Below are 21,333 nucleotides of genomic sequence, written 5' to 3' on the forward strand. Positions count from 1 at the left end.
GATCCTCTTCGGACCGCCCTCATCAACTCCGCTGGCATCAGCTCTCTTCATACGATGGCAGCCGATTGCGCCTGTTGCTCGTTGTCGTCTAGTTCGGCCATTTGGCTTGGCGCTCACAAGATCCCAGCAGCGGCTTTGCCGCAGCCGACGTTCCCATGCCGCTTCAGATCGGTGCCTGAGGAGCTCGGTAATAGGCGCTTCACATCAGGCATCCACACCAAACTGGACGAGTGCTTGGTTCACTCAACACCCGCGGGCGAAGACGACGATTGTGCGGGACGTCGCCCTGAAATGGCAGATCGAACAGCGCGCAGATCAAAGGTCGGGAGGAAGGGCCATCCGGGCGTTCACGCCCCATTATCCAACCCAAATCGTTATCCGGTCTACAAAGGGAGATCATGGCCGCCAGGGCTGGCGCGATTAAGCCGAATGCAACGGGGCATTCGAAGCCCAAGTACCGGCTGCGCATGGTTCAAGAGCGCTCCTCTTTGACCATGGTCGCCGCCAGCGCGATCCTGCTTCGCCTAATCCAGCAATCGCCCCGCAAGAAGGCCGAGCATGCATCAGCCGAAACTGTGAAACCTTCTGATCGGCTGTCCGCGCATAATGCCCGACGAGTCGGATGTTACGGCGACACTATCCGGGAGGTGTTGGGGTTTGGCGATACAGCTGCATCAAGTCACTCGCTCGAAGATGACGTTGATGTCTGTCATTGCAGTAAGCCGGTAAGACCTACACTCCATCAGATGATGATCCGTGCCCTGTTGCTCTCAAGAAAAAGCTCACGCGGCTCGCACTGAATGACATCGGGTCTGATCCGCTCGTATTCGACGGCTTTGATCAGATCGTGATCCAGTCCTTCGCAATCGATCGATAAAAAGTCGATTTTGGCTACATAAGGGATCAACAGCATCGTTGATGCCGACAGCGCTCACTTCGATGCGGTCGCGTATACCTCCCAAGCCATCGAAGTCGCCGAAATTTTTGACATCCGCTTCATCCACAGAGGAACGTCATGGGCGCTTCCGATGAAGAGCGTGGCGAACGCCTGCGGAGCAGGCAAGCCAACTGCCGGAATGAGAACGTCTCTCGGTCGCGCCGTTCGGATCAGTGCCCCCTATTCAGGATTGGGTTCGACCAGAACACCTCGCGCGCCTTTCTGATACATAAGATGTACTCGAGGTAGGGACGGGGTGATTGGCGCCGATCTCGTCGTGGAAAGCACTTTCCCCGGACCTTTGGCTCTTGCAGAGTCTCGCAGCAAAAATGCCTTCCAGAATCACGTCATCTCCGGCTTGTGCATATCTAGCCGGGCAAGATGTTTGATCCGAGAATGCGGAAGACTGAGCCTCTTGACTTCCCGGATAATGGACTGGCTTCAAACTCGGAAAACATAAGCTCACTCTCCACTGGCGCTACGACCAGCTTGCAGTTGGCAGCCCTTTGACATTCCAGCATCGGCGTGCCACGTGTGAAATATCTTCTTCCTTGCGCAACGTGAAAGAAACACGCACGCATGCCGATCGACGCACTGCAATGGGCCGCGACACGTTGTCAGGCTCTCAACATTGAAATGTCAGCCGGGCATCCATGGCGCGACAAAGATAAAAAGATTCGGATTGGTCTACCGCCCCAAAGGGCCCTTACGTATGGCAGGGTGAAGTGTGCTATGGCGATTTTCACCTCAAGGCGCGCGAGGTTCGCTTGTAAAGCGCTGTCATGCAGTGAGGGCGATCCAAGAAACTGAGGTAAAATGCGATAAATTGATAATGAGCGTTGCATGCTATTTGGAAGCAAGCATCGTCTCACATGGAGTTGCCGGATGAGCCGCCTTCGCAGAAGCACATCCACAGACATCGCGCCTTTCATGAACGGAGCCGATGTCGCTTTGTCGGCCTGGACTGCGCCGCGATAATCCCAGATAATTTAAGCCAAGAACCTGGGCCGCCGCCAAGCGTCGCTCTCGTCAGTTCTCAATCGCCTCGGGCCACGCCGTGCTGCGCATCCTTGAGCCGACAATCAAAGACTAAGAGCGGCTTTCATCGTCTGGTCACAAGAGGGGGGCGATTCGGAGCATCGAACATCGGCCATTAATTCGCGCAAGCTTCTCTCGGCCCGCTTTTGGCCTGCAGGGGTTGGCATCTCGAACGTAAACGGTGACAAATCGAAGCCGCTTTGCGTCCGGGGCAGCAAAGATCTTAGGAGCAGGAAAGGCAGATATGTTATCGTGGCTGCGTTGATAGATGCCGCAATGCCACTTTCGATGGTCTCGAGAACTTGCAACTCCATTCTGTGGAAGCGAAGTGCTTGCTTGCGCTGTTCGGGCGACAATTCTTTCCATATCCGCCAAAATGCCAATTCATCTAGCGTATCGATACCCATGCCGTAGTAGTTCGGAGCCACTATAGGGGGCGATCCAAACGCCCAATGTACGGCCTTGGCTCCCGCCGTAAGCAGCATACTCGTGACAGCCTCGCTCGTGTCCCCACGAATGAGGGCCTCATCGACCATTATTATTGTACTATTCGCAAGGCCATTTCCAAAGGCGCGGTACTTTTGAGCAATGCGAGACCTTCGGTCGCTGAATGTGCCAATGAGAGTTCGCTGAAGAGATTTTGTTGCGGCGACTTCCTGACGCTGGGCGAACACGCCGTAGTCGGCAAGAGATGCAAACAGGCCGTCGGCGTACGGCCCCCCAGTATGCGGCATGGAGGAAACAATAATGGGCGCCGAGCTCGGTTCTTTTTGCAGTCGCTTCGCAACAATGCCACCAAGGGCGAACCCGATGTTATAACGGGTTTCGAGATGTGATTGGCCTTCGATCGATGTGTTCGGATTTCCTAAGTAGAGAGTTTCGTAGGCGCAGAGTTTGGCTTTGTATCGCCGGTTGCTCACGGGACCTTCAACGCAATGCCCCGTTTTCCCGTCTACAAACTTGATGTGCCCCGGCAAGATCCGTTCGTTCTTACCCTCTAGGCCGGAAAAGGCACAATTTTCCGAAGCAAAGAGCAAGCACCCGTCAACCGTTTGCATTGCTTCCAGTGGTCGCAAGCCACGTCGATTACGGTACGCAATGAGATTCCCCTCTCCGTCTAGAATAAGGGCGCTAATTGCGCCATCAAACCGCCCATCAATCTCCCGAAAGATTTTTTCGTAGTTGACGGGTAGGCCGTGCCGCCAGAAGTCTCTTTGACAAGAGCATTCAATCCACTTCAGCAAGAGCTCAGCGTCTGTGTTGCCGCTTAACCTACGGCCCTGCGCGAGCAATTCTCCCCTGAGTTCTCCGCCGTTGACCAAAGCGCCATCCATAGAAATTGACAAATGGCGGCTAGTGCCCGCATTTATATGAATTGGCTGAAGGTCGCCACCGCTGATCCCGCGGCGTTTGCTATGGATATGAGCGATTGCAACATGGGGTCTAAAGTTCGGATCGTCTTCACCGTTCTCGATGAGCACCGAATCGCACGATGTCTGAAGCGCGCTAGCGTAGCGAACACCCTCCTTATGCATAAAAGTTGCGACACCGATTCCCGCCTGCCCACGAAGAGTAAGTTTCGGAACCATGTGCTTGAGCTGATCATAAACCGTTGCCCGTGAATTGCTTGAGGAGCATAGAAACGCAGCAGCAATACCGGACATGTTTTCAGCCCCTCCTTGAAGAATCGATGCCCTTGGGTCATCACAGGCGAATGTATTTGACCGCGAGCAATGAAGACGTGGCTCCGTCTCTCGTTAAGCAAGCGCCGTACCAGTCGTGAGGCGGCGCGGCTCGCGCCGTCAGTGCGACGGGACTGAAGAAAATCTCGCCATTTTGTTCGTGATAATCTCGCGTGGTTCAGATCCAGACACGTTGTCTGAAACGCGACGCGTGAGTGCTCCTTCAGGATACACCAGGACGTCGGCGATGTTCTGGACGGCTCTGTCCCATTCTCCCGACCGACCTCGCGCACCGAATTGTATGTCGCGGAGTTTCGTTTCGTTAGGTTCACCAGGGGAACGCCAGCGGCTTACTCGGTCGCACCGGCTTGATGGCAGCCAATTCATAATCGGCGGATTCATTGCGCATCAGTTTGAATCATAGAAGTTCGACCGATCGCAACGCTCATCATGGCCAACTCCGGTTTGGCGGTTACGGGCAGAAGCGGACATCATCAACCCGACAACAACTCTCGCCGAAAACGCCCGTCGCGGACTTGGCATAACTTTATTGTTCGTAATCAACGCAGGCGAGATTGCTGAAGATGCTGACGAGGATGCCCGACTTGAGACGCATTCTGGTCTTCGGTTGGCTCGGCCCGGCGATGAGCTTCTTGGTCATCGCCGCATTGACGGCCTCGGGCGGGGCCCACCAATTTCAGCAGCGGCAGTTTTTCTTACCCATTGTTTATAATGTCGCGCTTACCTCATCCCGTTCGGGCGTGCGGGGCTCAACCATCATCTGGCTAATTGCTGCGTCGCCAGCAATGATTGCAGGTATCATAGCTCTGGGGGGAAGGGGGATACACGTTTGATCGGCTATTGCGGTAGGGGAGGACGTAGTGCCACTATTCACCGTATCCGTCTGCTTCTGCGCCCCCGGGCAAGAGCTGGCACCAAGATACACCGCGACACGTGACACACACGGCGGAAGCAAGCAACGGTGCGGAAGCTGTCATCATGGTTTTAGCAGATATTGAGTTCGACGCCCGCGCTGAGCTGGTGCACTTCATCCATGTCACCAGTCCCAGAGACGGGTAAGGTCCAGCACCAAAGCTCCGCCTTGAAGAGGAGTTATCTGCTTTCGGCCGATCACGACTTTTGCTGCGGTTGCACAATGACGGTCGTATTAGAACGTAGCGACATCTATGAGCGCGCCCCGTTAGTACAAAAAGTTGACCTTTAACTTCCGATCCTCTGTCCTGGCCGCGGACTGATCAAGCTCGTGCGCGAGGCGGCCCTTTTTACAGCGCGCATGACCGTTGCTGGTCCCATAGAGTTTCTGATCCGCCGACCGAATCCTGATCAAACTCTCGTCAAGGGGACGACATTCAGAGAGCGTCAGGATTGGGATTGGGTGTTCCTGCCAGGTCGCAAGCGGCTTTGAACACCGCCGCTATCCCTTGCTGACCGGGAGGCTTCGCTCCAGCCCCTGTCGGTGTCGGTAGGCGCAGAGCAAATGATATTGCTGTCCGTCGGCAAAATGTCGTAGCTTTTTCGCACCGCAGATCTGTTTTGCATCGCTATCTGTTCTGCATCGCTATCTGTTTTACTCGGGGCTGGTTTTTTCATGTGAACTTTTGACCTAGCGCGAAATCTGACTTTCATGGGCCGCCTTTGGCGGCCTTTTCTCGAAGATTGTAAGTAGGCTGCATTTGCATTGTCGCGCATACGCGCATTGCGTACCAACTCTATCCTGCGAGCTCCAGCAAGCAGGTCCAAACGGGTCCGACTGGTTCCGTGAACTGAAGTAGCGTGGCTATCGAATAGTACCTGTTCTGCGACGGAATGGGCGGGCAACCGATTTTTAGAAGGGGCACCGACTGGATCATGCGCATCGCGGGCCGCGAGGCTGCTTTAAAGTGACCGCCACTTGATCGTCGATGGTGTGACCGCCTGCCCCAAAGAATGCGATGTATCAGAACTGGCCTACGAACAGTTCAGTCACGTCCCGTCGGCGGAGCGAAGGAAGGGTCGGATACGGGCGAGGCATCCCGAGATATAGACGTATTCAACGATGCGTCGCGCGCCTCTGGCTCATCGGCCGCCCAGGTCGTGGACAACGTCCAAAAGCTGAGCAACAATCTGAGTTCGTTGGAGGGGGCAGGTCAACGACTTCTTGATCAAAATGCGAGCGTAGCGCGTGGAGTGGAACGCATGTCGCGGCCTCTATCGGACTAGCTTTCCTGTCAGCTCAATGTTTTGATCTTATGATCGGCCGCAATCCAGGAAGGTGGCGCCGCGAGAAGCTAAATGGCTTTCAGGCCCGTCGAACGTTTGAGAGATTTCGGCATTGGCACGTTAGGCAATGTGAGTTGCTCGATTTTACCCCGCATTCATTCAAGCCTGACCGGCTCAACACCAGTTTGAAGGTATGTCGCGCGAAGACGATTGAGTCGTTCATTGAGCTGTTCGTTTCTCCACGACGGGCGGCCGAGGACCTCTTTCGGCTTCCGACCCGTCGCAGATATCTGGCAATCCTTCTTGCTCTGCATGAGAAGCCTGAGACAAGCGGTTCAGGCGGCCTCAGCTCCCTCCATCGTCTCGGCGATCACCGCATCGGGCAAATAGCCGAGGATATAGTCCGCGGCCTTGCTAGCCTGGCTTGCGGCACGAACGATCGCGCGATTGTCCTCCCGCAGAACTTCCAACCAGGAGGCGATGTAGTCGGCATGCCGTACTGTCGGAACGATTCCGAGCGAGGCACAGGAGAACGCGGCGGACAGCTCCGCTATCAACTCCTCAAACGCGTACTTCCTGGTGCCAAAAGAGCCACTGAGATCGCGGTTGAGCCGTGAAGAATGACCGCTTGCGTGGCCAAGCTCGTGGAGCGCCGTGCGATGCCAATTGATCGGCTCGAAGTAGGCCTGCGGCGGCGGCACCTGCACATAGTCTTCTGTCGGCACATAGAAGGCACGATCACCGCCAATGCGGAACTCAATGCCAGTCGACTTGATCAGGGCTTCGACAGCTGGCTCGATCATTCCCTGCTGCCGAGGAGGCGCAGTAGCCGCGATTTCCGAAGGCAGGCCGTCGCACTGATCCGCATTGAAGACTGTAAAGCGCTTCAGGAAGGGAATCGACAGCGCTTCCTCGCCGGTCTCTGCAGCTCGGCGCTTTTCATCATTCGGTACGAAGCGGTCAGCATAGAGCACTGTCGTACCACGCTCGCCCTTGCGCACATGACCGCCGAGCGAGAGCGCCTGGCGGAAGGTGAGCCAGCTCTGACCAGCGAAGCCACGCTCGATGACCGCGCCCCAAAGGATCAGGACATTGATGCCGCTGTAGTGCCGCTTGGTCGAGGCATTGTTCGGCATGGCAAGCGGGGCCTTTGCCGCCGCTGTCCCCCAAGGCTGCACCCATGGAACTCGGCCGGCCTCGAGCTCGGCAATGATATTACCGGTAATTTCGTCATAAAGGCCTGCCCGGTTCTGCCCGGTCCCGCTGCGAGGATGCCGTTTGGACATCGCTAATCTCCGAGAACGGGCGCCGGCGAGACTCTCTCGCGGCTATGAACCCGTCACCTCGAAGGCACTCCCCTTTAACTCTCGGACCCTTGCTGAGCTATGCGCAGATCTGACCGGCTGCGACGGCAGCCCCACAGCGGGCGCATGTGTTTGGTGAATATGCAAGGCAAGAATAGCTTCGGCGCGTACAGACGAAGGCGCTCGTTGCACGGCAGGCGTACCTTGGCGACGCCGGACCGACCGGGCCCCAAGAGAAAGCGAAAGTGCACCCGCTATGGGTGGCCGGATCCGGAACAAAGCAGGTGGTGTGACCGCGAGGGATCAAAGTCCTCCAACCGAAGGGCGACGAGGCGCGCGCTCGCTTGCCGAGACATGCCGACCGATCGGTCAAACTAATCTCGGCGAGGGCATGCCTCGGTGCTTCGATGTGCCGCTGCCCGATTGATATCGAATGTCACTGAACAAGGATCGTTCCGCGTGCACGACACTTGGCTCGCATGACAAGATTGTCAGAAACCAGAATCATATTTCGAACCGGAGGGTCTTTTGGGTAACGGAGAAGCCAAAACCCGTTGCTGGTTCTGGGAATTCTGCTTGACCATATGCCTGACTTACGAGGTTGCGGGACACCGCGGAGCAAACCTGCTCGCCAGCAGCAGGAAACGCGTCACGAGAAAAGACGCGTAGATGGTCGTCCCAACTGACAAACCAATCCAGATACCAATCGCACCAAGTCCAATCTTCAAACCGAGCACGTAACTAAGGGTGAAGCCGATTAACCAATTAGCTACGCAGGCGAAAAGAAGCGGGATGCGAGTGTCCTTCAGTCCACGCAAGCCGCCCGCCGCAATGTGCTGAGCGGCATCACTGATAAAGAAGCTCGCGCCGACCAAAAGGAGGTTGGCCGCCAAGTCTGTCGTCGCGCCCGCACCCTCAGTCGTATCGTCCACAAACAGGCCGACGATTTCAAACCGTACGGCGACAACCGCGATAGTCAGTACCGCAGCAGCCATAATGCCAAGGAGTATAGCAATGATCCCAGCTCTTTTGACGCCCGGACCGTCCTGGCGACCTACGGCGTGACCGACGCGCACGGCCGCCGCCGTGCTTATGCCTACTGGAACCACGAATAGGACCGTGTCGACCTGAAGGGCGATCTGATGGGCAGTAAGCGCTCTAATGCTGACGAGGCCGGCCAGGAGCCCCGCGGCCAAAAAAAGTCCGCCTTGCAGCAAAACGATGAATGAGACCGGAATTCCCATCGCGATTAAACGCTTCATGAACGGCCAATCGAATTGCCGCAGCCGCGCCAGCACGTGATAGTCGCGGAAAGGGGAGCGCATTGTGGCGAACCACAACACGACCAAGAACATCGTAAAGTTCACGAAGCTGCTCGCAAGGCCGGCTCCGAAAAGCCCAAGTGGCGGCAGGCCAAGCTTCCCATAGATGAGCAAATAAGCCATGAGCCCATTGAGAGGAATGGACCCAATCGTAATCCACAAAACCGGCTGCGGCCGGTGGACCGCAGCCATGAAGTTGCGAAACCCGTGAAAACCCAGGGCCGGCACCACGCCAAAGGCTAGTCCGAGCAGGTATTGCTGCGCGAGGCGCGCCACCTCGGGCGCTTGGCCGAAAGTGAGGAGTGCTCGTTCTCCGTTTAGCGCAAAGGCAATGATCGGAAGCGATAGCAGCAGGGCCGCCCAGAGTCCCATGCGCACCGTGCGTCTGAGCGCGGCCAGGTTTTTCGCTCCGAACGCCTGCGCTGCCAGCGGCGCGATCGGGGCCAGCAAACCGACGCCGAGTGTGAAACCGATGAGGAAGATCACGACACCCAGTGCTGCCGCAGCAAGCGCCTCGGGACCGAGGCCTCCGATCAGCGCGAGATCGGTCGTCATCATCACGACTTGCCCAAGCTGCGTCAGCACCATTGGCCACGCGAGCTTCGCAAGTTCAGCAAACTCGATAACGAGCTGATGATAATCCAACGGTGTCGTGCGCTTGTGCTGGAAGTCCAGCACTTCTTTTTTCACTCGTTTATCCATACAACACCGCTGGCCGGTTTAATTCGCCGGCCCTATCATCTCTGCTTTAGGAAAGGAGTATCCGCTGCCTCGAGCCGGGACCGCTGCCGAACGATGCATCGTCAGAGTCTTGCCCAGTCCCTTCAGAAACGGCAGGCGTCAGCGCCACCGATAGGTTCGGTGCTCGTCCGCAGCTCCCAACCGGCGAGAGCAGCTAGGTCTGCACCAGCGCGCCACCTCACTTTCTGTAAGTATGCGGTTGATGGCCCGCATACAGAGATCGGGATCACTGGCTCGTCATGAAGCAAACTCGATTTCGACGTGCTCAACCTTGCTGGCAACATCCCGCAGGAGCGCCGGGCCAGGCGCTGCCGACGTTGAGGATCCCGAAGTTGCGGCCCACGCACACCGGCATCTGATATCCTCGTCACACCTGGGAGTCCTTCGAGCGGCTGTCCTCACTAAGTCCTGCCATACAAAGCTTATGCCAACCCGAGAACGTTGAATTACAAGGCAATCTGCTAGCCGGACGTGTTCTGGCCCTGACAGCAGGTCGCAAATCGGACAACCAGGATCAGCAATGCTTCTTCTCGATTCCGAAAGTCGGTGAGACAAACCGCCCATGCGGGCTCGAAGGCTGGCCTTTCTTCGATTTGGATCACTCGGATTTTTATGTATTCAAGGTGAGCTGCAAGATGATCGAATGGCCTGGAATCACTAATCTTCATGCGTCGGATCTTGGAGGAGTTCGGTACACACACGTGATGAGATTGGGATAGGCGTCGTCGCGCTTAAGTCATTGCTTAAGCTGATCTCCCCCTGCAGACGCGCCAGCGTTTTTCGCGAAGGAGACCCACGTCAGACTCTGTCCTGACGCCACCCTATGGTCCGGACGATAGTCTATCTAGCCGATGCAAATCGCCCGACCGAGAATAGGAGATACTATTTTTGGTCACTGGATTCTCCGCGAAGAACGGCCGCGAGCCTCACTGACGCCGGCCCTCAGGCCGTTGTGGAAAGTCCACCATTCGTCCCATTCCACCCAAGCCAAAGGAGACGTGTTGCAAGATTATCCGTCCCTGCCTTACGCGGCTCTCTGCGGGCATCAGCAAAAAATGCGGAATGTGACCTGTCCCCTTGCCGGGCTTGACGCGGGGACTGCTACCCAGCCGGGAGAATGGTGGTCCAGGAGTGGGCGCGGGCGCTAGGCAACGCTCAACCGAAGGCAGCGCTGCATTCCTTGGGGGAGTCCCAAGTGCCGACCGAGGTGGTTAAGGACGAATGCGCCTCCCCGAAGGGAAGATCCGAATCTGCTCGCTGAACGCAATGAGACCTTAGCTCAGAACGCCTTTTGGGAGCGACACCTCTTGGTGCGAGGGATCGAGTCAGGATGGCCGACCCTAAGCGGCTCGTTTCATGAGAGCCTGGTGAGGCGACAGTCGCGTGCGCAAACGGCGAGAACGCAAGACGTAAGCCCGTGGAAGGCGGACGTCCTCTCTGGCCACCGGCATCTCTGGCAAGAAATGTCGAGCCCCCCTCCGCAGTCCGGTCAGGGATACGGAATTGGGGCCCTCCAACCGCCGGCGCAGTGAGGCCCTCAGGCGGCGTGCGGCAGAGCAGCAAGGCCTTCGATCGCGCACAACACGGGCCCGGTCGGGGCTTGTAGTCCTTTTGCCGCGACCGAATCGCCCATATAGTCGCAAAATGGGCAGTTTTGCGATCAATACTGACCCAGATAGCGAAATTGGATAATTTGGCCGCACCAGCATTCTTAGCGGCTTTTACGCGCTTGGTGCACTTTTAAAGGGGATGCAGCGTGACATTTTACATGAACCTTCGCGTGCACCAGGAGGGTGCATCATGAGCGAGTTTTCGCAAACACCACAGTCGCGCGCAGATACCGATGAACCGATCGTCTTGATCGTCGACGACGACGCTTCGATGCGCAAGGCTCTTACAAATCTGTTTGAATCAGTAGGGCTTAAGGTCAAGGCTGTTGGCTCTGCCGCGGAGGTTTTGCAGGCGAACCCGCCCGAGGTACCGAGCTGCCTCGTTCTCGACATCCGCCTACCAGGATCGAGCGGCCTCGATCTGCAGTCCGAACTTGCTGAGGCCAACATCCACACGCCGATCATCTTTATCACAGGTTATGGCGATATTCCCATGACCGTCCAGGCTATGAAGAGCGGTGCGGTCGACTTCCTGACCAAGCCGGTACGCGAGCAGGATCTGCTCGATGCGGTGCGGGCCGCGATCGAACGAGATCGCAAGCGGCGCGATCTCGAAAAAAAAGTCTCTGACCTACGATCCCGGCTCGAAAGTCTGACCCCACGCGAGCGCGATGTTCTGGCCCTGGTCGCCTCCGGCCTGCTGAACAAGCAGGTGGCGGGCGAGCTCGGGCTGGCAGAGATTACCGTCAAAATCTATCGCGGCCAGGTCATGCGCAAAATGGGCGCGAAGTCGCTGGCTGAGCTCATAAGAATAAGTGAAGCTCTCGGGATTTCTCGACCAAAGGGGAACGTACAAACCTAAGTATGCTTTTCAATTCTGCTTCGAGCCCTCACTTTCCAACGCCGGCCGCAACCGCGGCGAGCAGTTTCCCGGATCTCGAGCAAACAGTTTGCCCAAGCATTCCGTCATTTCAGTCATCGACGACGATCCATCCGTTCGCGGCGCCACCAGCAACCTTCTGGCATCGTACGGATACTTGGTCCACGCCTTTGCCTCCGCGGAGGAGTTCCTGAGCGCTGCGGAATTGACAGAGACGTCCTGTGTGATTACCGACGTCCAAATGTCGTTGATGAGCGGAATTGACCTGCTGAGGCATATGCGAAGCCTCGGTTATCGCATGCCGTTCATCTTCATCACGGCCTTCCCAGACGATGCGGTCCGCGCTCGAGCAATCGAGGCTGGCGGGATTTGCTTTCTTGCTAAACCGTTTGCCACGGCTAGCTTGATCAAGTGTTTGACCATTGCGCTATCAAGGTCAGGCGGCACACCCGCGTGAGGGGCTTGGCCGCTCCCAGAGCAATCAGTCCTAAAACAGGCACGACTGCGAGATTCCAGCAAGTTGAGCAGCCATTTCGCGGTCACTTTGACGTGACAAGTAGGTTGATCGCGTCGACGGCGGTGCACTCATGAAAATCCATGACGTGCACCAAAGCTTCACCCGCCGCTCAAAGCGGATGTTCACTGTCGAGGCCTAAGCTTGAGCCAAAGACCTGGATGCAATCTCAGCCCAATTAGCCCGCGAGGCTTACATGCGATTCCATGCACTGTGAAGCGAAACCGCCAGATCATGTAAGCAAGAATCAATTGAAAATTGGAATTGACAGTCCAGATGCGGGGCAGATGGTGTCCTCCGCCGAAGGGCAGGTAGCATCGGGCGTCGTAGGTCGAGCGTTCATTAAACCTTTCCGGCAGAAACTCCCCAGGACGATTCCAATATTTTGCATTGCGATGCAGCGAGTATGCGCAAACCATGACTGCGCTGCCCTGAGGAATGTTCATCTCGGACACGATGTGATTCGTCCGTACGTGTCTGCCTTGCATCCACGCGGGACGATAGAGTCGCAAGCTTTCCGTCAAGGCCGTCCGGAGCTTGGAAGCTGATCCAAAATTCCGAAAATCGAACTCGGGTCCGACTGCCGCCGCTTCTTCAAACAGGGCCTCTTCGACACTGCTTCCCGAAATAAGCATCAAGGTCCAGGCTATGAAGGTCGCGGATGCGTGGAAAGCGTTTATCAGCGTACGGATCATCGCATACGCGACCAGGTCTCCCGGCAAAGCCATTTGGCCATCAAGATCAGCATCCAGCGTTTGATCTCATGTGAGATCTCGATCGTGCTTTGATCTGCCGTGCTTTGATCTGCGACGAATGGCGCAACACGCTCTTGAAAGCCAGCTGCGCTCTGACTTAGCTCAGCTAGAATTGTATCGCACGGCTTCACATGACCGGCGGAAATTGCTTTCAGGTTTAGCCGTGGGAACGCCGATGGAGCATATGCATTCACAATTTTTCTGTAGTGGTGCTCGCTTGTATCGTAACAGTCAGTGTCTTTATATAGGAGCGGCGAACCAATTCAGGAAAGTTGAAAACGACGATCTGACGGCCGCCTGTTTTGGGACCTGTACAGATCGGTGTGGCTTACTCCCAACATAAATGCAGCAAAGTCCACCTGATCGTGCATTGGGGCCTCCATTATATCGCAAAAAGCCCGTCAATTCCCATCCAACCCATTCATTCTAGGCGATGCAATGAGCAACTGCGGTTGCCAGCTCCTATAAATGGCCAAAGCAGCGACGCCTCCTCGCCCTGCCGTCAAGGGGCAGGGCGAGGTCAGCGGTACCGCACTTTCGGCCCTGCATAACCGGGCAGTCGTGCGCCCGATTTCGTTAGCGCCCCTTAGCGGCTTTTGCTGCAGCTTTTGCATCCTGCGGCATAGCTCCAAAGCCGCCGCGGCTCGAAGAGCCACGAACTTCTTTCGTTTTGGTCTGCTCTTGACTTGGCATGGGCGCTTTCTCTCCGTAAGCCCAAGATCCTGTCGTGCTGCTCATGGTCAGCTCCTTCCTACTGGCCTCGATTGGTCTACGGTGAGAGGGAGCAAGGGTCGTGCCAGCGTCCCTCGCGAGCTGTCAGCGCCTTGTCGCGCTTCGCAAAGAAGCCGAGAAGGCGCGACAGCACGCAAGTGTTTTGGATCTCACACACTTGTGCCGCGCTGTCAGACGTCGAACAATGATCGAGCGGCTGACGCAGTCGGATCTGTACAGACAAGGACGAGAACTAGATTCGTTGCGGCCTGAATTTCGCTCCGACCGAACTCAGGCTAACGAGCTCAGTCAAGTTCAGACCAGACGCGGGCTCCGGCATGAGACGCAACCGCGTTTTGGAAGAGATGGGGTCCCGATCGCCTGACCAATCTGCCGCGGTCATTGCGATCGAGCAGCAATGGATGAATTCTATCCAACGAGAGGGGAAGCCTAGGAGCAGAAAAGAGGGCGACTGACGCACTATCGAGATTGAAGACCTTGGTTTGGTCGCCTTGAGCGGTCCTACTAACGACGAAATTGAATTATTGTTTCTGATCGATGTTAGCCTTGCATCTTTCGCCTTGTCTGCAATTTTCTTTGTCCGTCGCTTGGGCTCGTCGTCAACAGTCAGGTTCTCTGCGCAAAGCCAGGACGGACACTCTAGGGCTCCGCAGCATACAACCTAACGCCGCGGCCGATTCAACCCGTATGCGTGCCATCCTGGTGTGAGATAGTTGCAGTAGCTGCATGATCGGATTGTTTGCTAACTTCAAAGTCGCGTCACCTCCGCTCCCAAGGGTGACGCGGGGGCGGACTCGGCGTATTTCCGATCCAGTCGTCGGTGCCGCCCCTCACGCCACTCTTCTCGCGACCGGTCTTAAGAAGGTACTGCGAAACTGGGGTAGCTTGCATCTCTTTGCCTCCCGGTGGCGGATCTAGTTGCAATCGTAGGACGCGAAACGTATGCGTATACGATCATCATCGCCCCGCAGAGTAGATAAAGCGCGATTGAGCTTTGCGAGAGTGTTGGCGTTGAATCAGTTCCCTCGCGCGGCCGCTCGGCCGAGGTACGAAGCTTGGGGACGTGCCGATCCGCTTTTGCCGGGATTTGCACCAGGCTTCCGCTCCGCAATAGCGCGGTTTGTCTCATGTCGGTGATGCCTATGTTCGAACCCGCGCATTTCGTTCAGCTCCGAAGAGGCTGCCGCCGGCGGCTCGCCGCTTTCATCCAGCTGTTGTCAACTGCCAAAGTTAGCGATTGAGCAAGATAAATATGGCGCTTATTTCCGAGATCAGAATGAGGGGCATCAGCGAACCTGTTCACGCTCTCTCGCTGTTGCGGACATGGCGGTAACTCGACGAGAATCCGGTCCACTGAAGCAAGCCACGGCGAACTCCTGTTGCCAGCGCGTTCATCAGCGCTAGCGTTCGCTTCAGTCGGAGCCGGTATCCCAGCAGTCAATCAGATGAATGGCATTAGCGATGACGAAGAATCTCGAGGCACTAATCTCCGGCAGATTCTTCCAGGCCTAGATCATCCGTCGCGACATCGTGCAGACCTCGGCCGAGCAGTCACACTGCGCTCATTGCGCGCGGGCCAGTTAGCAACGCTAATGATTCAGATAGACACGCTTATGAGAGCTGATTTTTTGCTGGCAGCCCTTGCTCCCAAAAGAACCCCATCCTATTTCAGCTGCGCCTGCGTTAGCACTCGCGGGCACAGACTGCTAACAACGTTGAAATCCTCAACTCCTGCAAATGTTTTAGGAGGACTGCATGCACTTTCGTCCGCTTCATGATCGCGTCGTAGTCAAGCGCATCGACGCAGAAGAGAAGACCGCTGGCGGCATCATCATTCCCGATACGGCCAAGGAAAAGCCCTCCCAGGGCGAAGTGATTGCCGTTGGCCCCGGTGGCCGCGACGAGAGCGGCAAACTGATCGCGATCGATCTGGGCGTCGGTGATCGTGTGCTGTTCGGCAAGTGGTCAGGCACTGAGGTTAAGATCGACGGCCAGGAGCTCTTGATCATGAAGGAAAGCGACATCATGGGCGTTCTCACCGACGTGTCGGCCAAGAAGAAGGTCGCTTAATTCAACCCGCTCGCATCGCTCACCTCTGAGGAATGCCTGCCGGGCGCCAAGGGTGAGATGGAACAACTCAGGGAAACTAATATGTCATCCAAAGAAGTGAAATTCGGCGTCGACGCCCGCGACCGCATGCTGCGCGGCGTCGACGTCCTCGCCAATGCCGTGAACGTCACGCTCGGCCCGAAGGGTCGTAACGTCGTGCTCGACAAGTCGTTCGGCGCCCCCCGCATCACCAAGGACGGCGTCACCGTCGCCAAGGAGATCGAGCTCGACGACAAGTTCGAGAATATGGGCGCCCAGATGGTGCGCGAAGTCGCCTCCAAATCCGCTGATGCGGCCGGCGACGGCACCACCACCGCCACCGTGCTCGCGGCTGCGATCGTCCGTGAAGGCGCCAAAGCGGTTGCCGCCGGCATGAACCCGATGGATCTCAAACGCGGTATCGACCTCGCCGTCGACGCCGTCGTCGCGGACCTCCAGAAGAACTCCAAGAAGGTCACCTCGAACGAAGAGATCGCCCAGGTCGCCACGATTTCCGCCAACGGCGACGCGGAGATCGGCGAATTCCTTGCCGACGCCATGAAGAAGGTCGGCAACGAGGGTGTCATCACCGTCGAGGAAGCCAAGTCGCTCGAGACCGAGCTCGACGTCGTCGAGGGCATGCAGTTCGACCGCGGCTACATCTCGCCCTACTTCGTCACCAACGCGGAGAAGATGCGCGTTGAGATGGACGACGCCTACATCCTCATCAACGAGAAGAAGCTCTCCTCGCTGAACGAGCTGCTGCCGCTGCTGGAGGCCGTGGTGCAGAGCGGCAAGCCCCTGGTCATCGTCGCCGAGGACGTCGAGGGCGAAGCGCTCGCGACCCTGGTCGTGAACCGTCTGCGCGGCGGCCTGAAGGTCGCGGCAGTCAAGGCTCCCGGCTTCGGCGATCGCCGCAAGGCCATGCTGCAGGACATCGCGGTCCTGACCGGCGGCCAGGCGATCTCGGAAGATCTCGGCATCAAGCTCGAGAACGTCACGCTCAACATGCTCGGCCGCGCCAAGAAGGTGATAATCGATAAGGAGAACACCACGATCGTCAACGGCGCCGGCAAGAAGGCCGACATCGAAGCGCGCGTGGCCCAGATCAAGGCGCAGATCGAGGAAACCACCTCGGACTACGACCGTGAGAAGCTCCAGGAGCGTCTTGCCAAGCTCGCTGGCGGCGTCGCGGTGATTCGCGTCGGCGGCGCGACCGAGGTCGAGGTGAAGGAGCGCAAGGATCGCGTTGATGACGCGATGCATGCGACCCGCGCGGCTGTCGAGGAAGGCATCCTGCCGGGCGGCGGCGTCGCCCTGCTCCGCGCGACCGAGCAGCTTAAGAACCTTCGCACCAAGAACGACGACCAGAAGACCGGCGTCGAGATCGTGCGCAAGGCGCTGTCCTGGCCGGCCCGCCAGATCGTGATCAACGCCGGTGAAGACGGCTCGGTGATCGTCGGTAAGATCCTGGAGAAGGATCAGTACGCCTATGGCTTCGACTCCCAGGCCAACGAGTACGGCAACTTGGTCTCGAAGGGCATCATCGACCCGACCAAGGTGGTCCGCACCGCGATCCAGAACGCCTCCTCCGTGGCGGCGCTGCTGATCACCACCGAGGCCATGGTCGCCGAGCTGCCGAAGAAGGCCGCTGCCGGCCCCGCCATGCCCCCGGGCGGCGGCATGGGCGGCATGGACTTCTAAGTCCTACGCTTTCAACAGAAATACGAAACCCCGGCAGCAATGCCGGGGTTTTTGTTTTCAGCTCGCTTTTCCACTCCTCTCCGGGCGCACGAAACGCGATCTTGGAATGCCCCCTTTCTAGAAGTCCCTCATCTTAGCTTCTGTCAAAAATCGTTCCGTGCACGAGTCGTCCTCGTGCCCCATTGACCAAAATATGCGGCTGATGCGCCCGACGAGATTGTCCATAGGCAGGTATCATGTGACTATCCCAGTTGTCTCCAGTCACGAAAGCCTGGCTGACAGCCCGTAATAGTCTCGATACACCCATAGGTCTCGCAGCTGAGGCAACGGCTGGCTTGATCGATGCCTAAAGCGTGATGAGATGAGGATGAATCGTCATCGCGCTTTAGGTTGTTGTCTGCGCATGATCTTTTCCGGAAAACCGCTTCACACTTTGCGCTAACGCGGGCCTTCAGGTCCGGATCATGATTTAGCTTTGAGCGCAATCAGGCCGGCTCGGTGTTGCGGGAACGATCGGACAGGGCGATGGAGAGGACGTTATCAAGGGTGCTCTGCTTGTCGCGACGACGTTGTACCGAAGAGGGAATGCGCATGGCTTCGCGGTACTTAGCAACCGTGCGCCGGGCGATTTCAATACCGGACGCACGCAACCGTTCGACGATCGTGTCGTCGGACAGGGTTGCGGAAGGCTCCTCCGTATCGATCAGCTGCTTGATGTGGTGGCGGACGGCTTCGGCGGAATGCGCCTCGCCCCCATCGGCCGATGCAATCGGTGCGCTGAAGAAATATTTCAGCTCGAACGTGCCGCGATTCGTCGCGATGTATTTGTTGGCGCTGACGCGCGAGACAGTCGATTCATGCATCTCGATAGCCTCGGCTACCGCTTTCAGGTTGAGCGGCCTCAAGTGCGCGACACCATGGGTGAAGAAGCCGTCCTGCTGGCGCACGATCTCGGTCGCGACCTTCAGGATGGTGCGGGCGCGCTGATCGAGTGCGCGCACCAGCCAGGTCGCGTTCTGCAAGGCATCGGCGAAATAGCATTTGTCGCCGTCCTTGCCGATCCTCTTTGACAGCTCGGTGTAATAGGTCTGGTTCACGAGCACGCGCGGCAAGGTGTCGCTGTTGAGCTCGACATGCCAGCCGCCGTCGGGACCCGAACGAACATAGACGTCCGCCACCATGGTCTGCAGGCGCGCGGAGCCGAACTTCATGCCGGGCTTCGGATTAAGGCGGCGGATCTCGCCGATCATGTCGGCGATATCCTCGTCGTCGACGCCGCAGAGTTCGCGCAAGCTCGCGATGTCGCGCTTGGCGAGGAGATCGAGATGCTCGACGAGCGCCTGCATCGCGGGATCGTAGCGGTCAAGCTCGCGAAGCTGGATCGCCAGGCATTCGCTTAAGCTACGTGCGCAGACGCCGGGCGGGTCGAATTTCTGTAGCACGGCAAGAACGTCCTCGACGTCCTTTTGCGTTGCGCCAAGCCTTTCGGCAGCCCCGCCAAGATCGGGCGGCAGATAGCCGGCCTCGTCGACGAGATCGATCAGATACTGCCCGATCATGCGCTGCGCCGGCGCGACGAACGCGACCACGAGCTGCTCGGCGAGATGGTCGGAAAGTGTCGTCTCTGCCGCGACGAAGGCTTCGAGATTGTAGTCATCGTCACCGGAGGCGCCGCCGCCCCATTCAGGGTATACGCTCGTGGGTGCATCCTGGGTGTTGCGAACGCCCGCCTCGGCAGCTTCTTCAGAAACAACGTTGTGTTCGATCTCAATACGGCTGCCGATATCAGAGTTCGGCCATTCTTCCTGGCCGATCTCAAACGCTTCGGCGGTCACGCCCGAGGGCTCATGGTCCTCGCCTCCGCTTTCCTCGCGGTCCCTAAATAAGCTGGCTTCGTCAGAAACATCACTGGTTGCGCGCTCATTGTCGTCAGCGGGCTCGAGCAGCGGATTGCGTTCTAGCTCTTCCTCGACGAAGGTCGTGAGATCTAGATTAGACAATTGCAGCATCTTGATCGCCTGCATCAACTGCGGCGTTATCACCAGCGACTGCCGAAACTCAAATCTCTGCGTCAGACTCATAACGCAATCCTTTCAAAGCTGGTCCAATTCCTGCTTATCATAGAGCTGAAGTGCACGACAACAACTTCGGTACTGAGTCACGGCTCTCGAAGAACCATCATCACTCTCGGCGCAGCCACGCCCGCTCGCGGGCGCACCGTCGCCACATCAATGGGGTCCACCGACAATCGTGAGCAAGGATTCGGCGTCCGCGAGCTGTGTGAATCCCGGCTTGGATCCTGGGGTCGCCTAACAAACGCTGGTCGCTGCACTTTCGTCCGCGCCAGTTCGGCAATGGCTGGCACTTGCGCGCCTCAGATTGTCGAGAACCTCACCAAGGAATGTCTGGAAGCCGCCAGGACGCACGACACGTCGAATGGCATCGCAAGCCAGAAATCCATCGAGCCCGACAGTCGCACTGAGGTCTTTAGTGCAAGGTGGGCTTCATGGACTAGCGCTTCTTCATTCCCGACTTGTTATGCTGCCCATTGCCATTCCAATAAACACGAATTGCTTACGTACCATCGCGGCTTCCGTGTCGCCCGTTCGTCTAGAAACGTCCGAATCGGACAAGCGCCGCTATGTGTAGACGCTTAGTCAAAATTGGAACATAAGAGCTTACGGATGCATCCGCGATCCCGCAGGTTCTCTATCCATCAACGAAACCTCGCCATTTAACCGCCGAATGCTATGGCGACGTCTGCTTCCTGCCGAACGGAATGCCCGCCGCTTAACGAAACGTCCTCATTGAGGACATCTGTGCGGTCTCTCCGATGTCGATGGAGATCGTGCCCCCCTTGAAGAGCGTCTGCTCGACGCCGAAGCTACGCAGCCATTTGTCGTCGGTGGTCGACATGGCTTGGCCAACGACAAAGCCCGTGCCGATACCGGTGATTGTCACTTTGGCCGAGTGATGAATCTCATAGTTGCGCGTCCCTTGCCCGAGCATGCCGAGGAGCGGCATCTGACCCTTCTGGATCAGACCGCCTTCAATCTGCAATGCCGGCGAATAATCGCTCTGCAGCGGCACCGACTTGATGAGCGAAGTTGTGATCTTGCTACTCTGCTCGCCCGAATCAAAGCGCGGGTCCACCGCGGCTTTGTCCAAAAAGAGTCTGGGCCGGGGGCGGTGGCTGCAGCCCAGGCAACGCCAGAGGATTGCGGCACGTTGCCGCCATTAGCCGCTTTCTCCGCTAGCAAATCCCACGTCGTGGTGGGCTCGTGCGCCACAGTCAGGTCGTCTGATCCACGTGTCCCAAACGGAGAGATCGACCTTTTGACGGCGACTGCGGAGGCGCCGTTTGATTTCGTGCTGGACAACCAATTCAGACTGTCGCTAGCAGGCTCAGCTTGCGCAGCGTGTGGCTCGGCGACAAATGTAGACGCGAAAAGGAACGCGGCCGCCCAGAGCGTCGACTTGCGTCGGTCACCTCCTGTCGTGAATCCTACAATGTTGCCCGCCGAGCATTCCGCAAGACGTGGAGCGATTTGTAATATTCGAGTGGCCGTCGTTCTCGCATCTTGCTTACAACCTGACGCCACGTTCGATTCATCCTCTTTCGAATAGGGGCTTAAAATAGCGAGGACCAGAGATCCCCTATTGAGAGAAGGAACTCGCGACGTTGTTTAAGAGACACCCCGCGGAGCCCTCTTGGCTCAGCAGAGTTTGGTAGCTTGCTTGACAGCCGTCCCTTCGGGGTAGGTTAGAGTTTCGCCGCCTCCACCCAGACAGGCCAGCAAAGCGCT

At 57.4% G+C, this 21,333-nt stretch carries 11 protein-coding genes; 5 read left to right on the forward strand and 6 right to left on the reverse strand.

Annotation, left to right across the window (positions count from 1 at the left end; translation table 11 throughout):
* Positions 1 to 398 precede the first annotated feature (398 nt).
* The gene (locus tag SE91_RS36580) at positions 399 to 800 is read left to right on the forward strand and encodes a hypothetical protein (RefSeq protein ID WP_156489804.1); all 402 of its coding nucleotides are present in this window, start codon (positions 399 to 401) and stop codon (positions 798 to 800) included.
* Positions 801 to 2,019: 1,219 nt separating this feature from the next.
* Here SE91_RS36580 and SE91_RS26735 read toward each other — a convergent pair.
* The 3 genes from SE91_RS26735 to SE91_RS26750 all read right to left on the reverse strand — a co-directional run bounded on the left by SE91_RS26735 (position 2,020) and on the right by SE91_RS26750 (position 9,193).
* Positions 2,020 to 3,639 carry an amidophosphoribosyltransferase gene (locus tag SE91_RS26735; RefSeq protein WP_245318546.1) on the reverse strand — a complete coding sequence of 540 codons (1,620 nt, stop codon included), beginning with the start codon at positions 3,637 to 3,639 and terminating at the stop codon, positions 2,020 to 2,022.
* A gap of 2,573 nt (positions 3,640 to 6,212) precedes the next feature.
* Complete coding sequence (locus tag SE91_RS26745; protein WP_061849767.1) at positions 6,213 to 7,163, reverse strand: ArdC family protein; 951 nt, start codon at positions 7,161 to 7,163, stop codon at positions 6,213 to 6,215.
* 611 nt (positions 7,164 to 7,774) lie between these two features.
* Positions 7,775 to 9,193 carry an MATE family efflux transporter gene (locus SE91_RS26750; RefSeq protein ID WP_245318547.1) on the reverse strand — a complete coding sequence of 473 codons (1,419 nt, stop codon included), beginning with the start codon at positions 9,191 to 9,193 and terminating at the stop codon, positions 7,775 to 7,777.
* Positions 9,194 to 11,044: 1,851 nt separating this feature from the next.
* Between SE91_RS26750 and SE91_RS26755 the strand changes: the two genes are divergently transcribed.
* Positions 11,045 to 11,716 carry a response regulator transcription factor gene (locus tag SE91_RS26755; protein WP_061849768.1) on the forward strand — a complete coding sequence of 224 codons (672 nt, stop codon included), beginning with the start codon at positions 11,045 to 11,047 and terminating at the stop codon, positions 11,714 to 11,716.
* Positions 11,717 to 11,804: 88 nt separating this feature from the next.
* Entirely contained in the window at positions 11,805 to 12,191 is a 387-nt protein-coding gene (locus SE91_RS26760; RefSeq protein ID WP_061849769.1) for a response regulator transcription factor, read from the forward strand.
* A gap of 182 nt (positions 12,192 to 12,373) precedes the next feature.
* On the opposite strand, the gene SE91_RS35700 is transcribed toward SE91_RS26760, so the two are convergent.
* A complete protein-coding gene (locus tag SE91_RS35700; RefSeq protein WP_082813836.1) occupies positions 12,374 to 12,976 on the reverse strand; it encodes a cytochrome P450 in 603 nt (200 codons plus the stop codon).
* A 2,514-nt stretch (positions 12,977 to 15,490) separates the two neighbouring features.
* Between SE91_RS35700 and SE91_RS26765 the strand changes: the two genes are divergently transcribed.
* On the forward strand, positions 15,491 to 15,805 hold the full coding sequence (locus SE91_RS26765) for a co-chaperone GroES (protein WP_061849770.1): 315 nt from the start codon (positions 15,491 to 15,493) through the stop codon (positions 15,803 to 15,805).
* An 81-nt stretch (positions 15,806 to 15,886) separates the two neighbouring features.
* Entirely contained in the window at positions 15,887 to 17,527 is a 1,641-nt protein-coding gene (gene groL / locus SE91_RS26770) for a chaperonin GroEL (protein WP_061849771.1), read from the forward strand.
* A gap of 485 nt (positions 17,528 to 18,012) precedes the next feature.
* Here the strand turns inward: groL and rpoN are convergent, their stop codons facing one another.
* Both rpoN and SE91_RS26780 read right to left on the reverse strand, forming a co-directional pair.
* The gene (gene rpoN / locus SE91_RS26775) at positions 18,013 to 19,608 is read right to left on the reverse strand and encodes an RNA polymerase factor sigma-54 (RefSeq protein ID WP_061849772.1); all 1,596 of its coding nucleotides are present in this window, start codon (positions 19,606 to 19,608) and stop codon (positions 18,013 to 18,015) included.
* A 709-nt stretch (positions 19,609 to 20,317) separates the two neighbouring features.
* Positions 20,318 to 20,695, reverse strand: a complete 378-nt coding sequence (locus tag SE91_RS26780; RefSeq protein WP_061849773.1) for a hypothetical protein — start codon at positions 20,693 to 20,695, stop codon at positions 20,318 to 20,320.
* Positions 20,696 to 21,333: the final 638 nt, after the last annotated feature.

This window comes from Bradyrhizobium sp. DOA1 (assembly GCF_001593325.1).
Taxonomy (GTDB): domain Bacteria; phylum Pseudomonadota; class Alphaproteobacteria; order Rhizobiales; family Xanthobacteraceae; genus Bradyrhizobium.

Bases quoted from the DNA above. Each gene is read 5' to 3' on its own strand.
- rpoN (WP_061849772.1), bottom strand. From the start codon at position 19,608: ATGAGTCTGACGCAGAGATTTGAGTTTCGGCAGTCGCTGGTGATAACG.
- SE91_RS36580 (WP_156489804.1), top strand. From the start codon at position 399: ATGGCCGCCAGGGCTGGCGCGATTAAGCCGAATGCAACGGGGCATTCG.
- SE91_RS26735 (WP_245318546.1), bottom strand. From the start codon at position 3,639: ATGTCCGGTATTGCTGCTGCGTTTCTATGCTCCTCAAGCAATTCACGG.
- SE91_RS26755 (WP_061849768.1), top strand. From the start codon at position 11,045: ATGAGCGAGTTTTCGCAAACACCACAGTCGCGCGCAGATACCGATGAA.
- SE91_RS26765 (WP_061849770.1), top strand. From the start codon at position 15,491: ATGCACTTTCGTCCGCTTCATGATCGCGTCGTAGTCAAGCGCATCGAC.
- SE91_RS26745 (WP_061849767.1), bottom strand. From the start codon at position 7,163: ATGTCCAAACGGCATCCTCGCAGCGGGACCGGGCAGAACCGGGCAGGC.
- groL (WP_061849771.1), top strand. From the start codon at position 15,887: ATGTCATCCAAAGAAGTGAAATTCGGCGTCGACGCCCGCGACCGCATG.
- SE91_RS35700 (WP_082813836.1), bottom strand. From the start codon at position 12,976: ATGGCTTTGCCGGGAGACCTGGTCGCGTATGCGATGATCCGTACGCTG.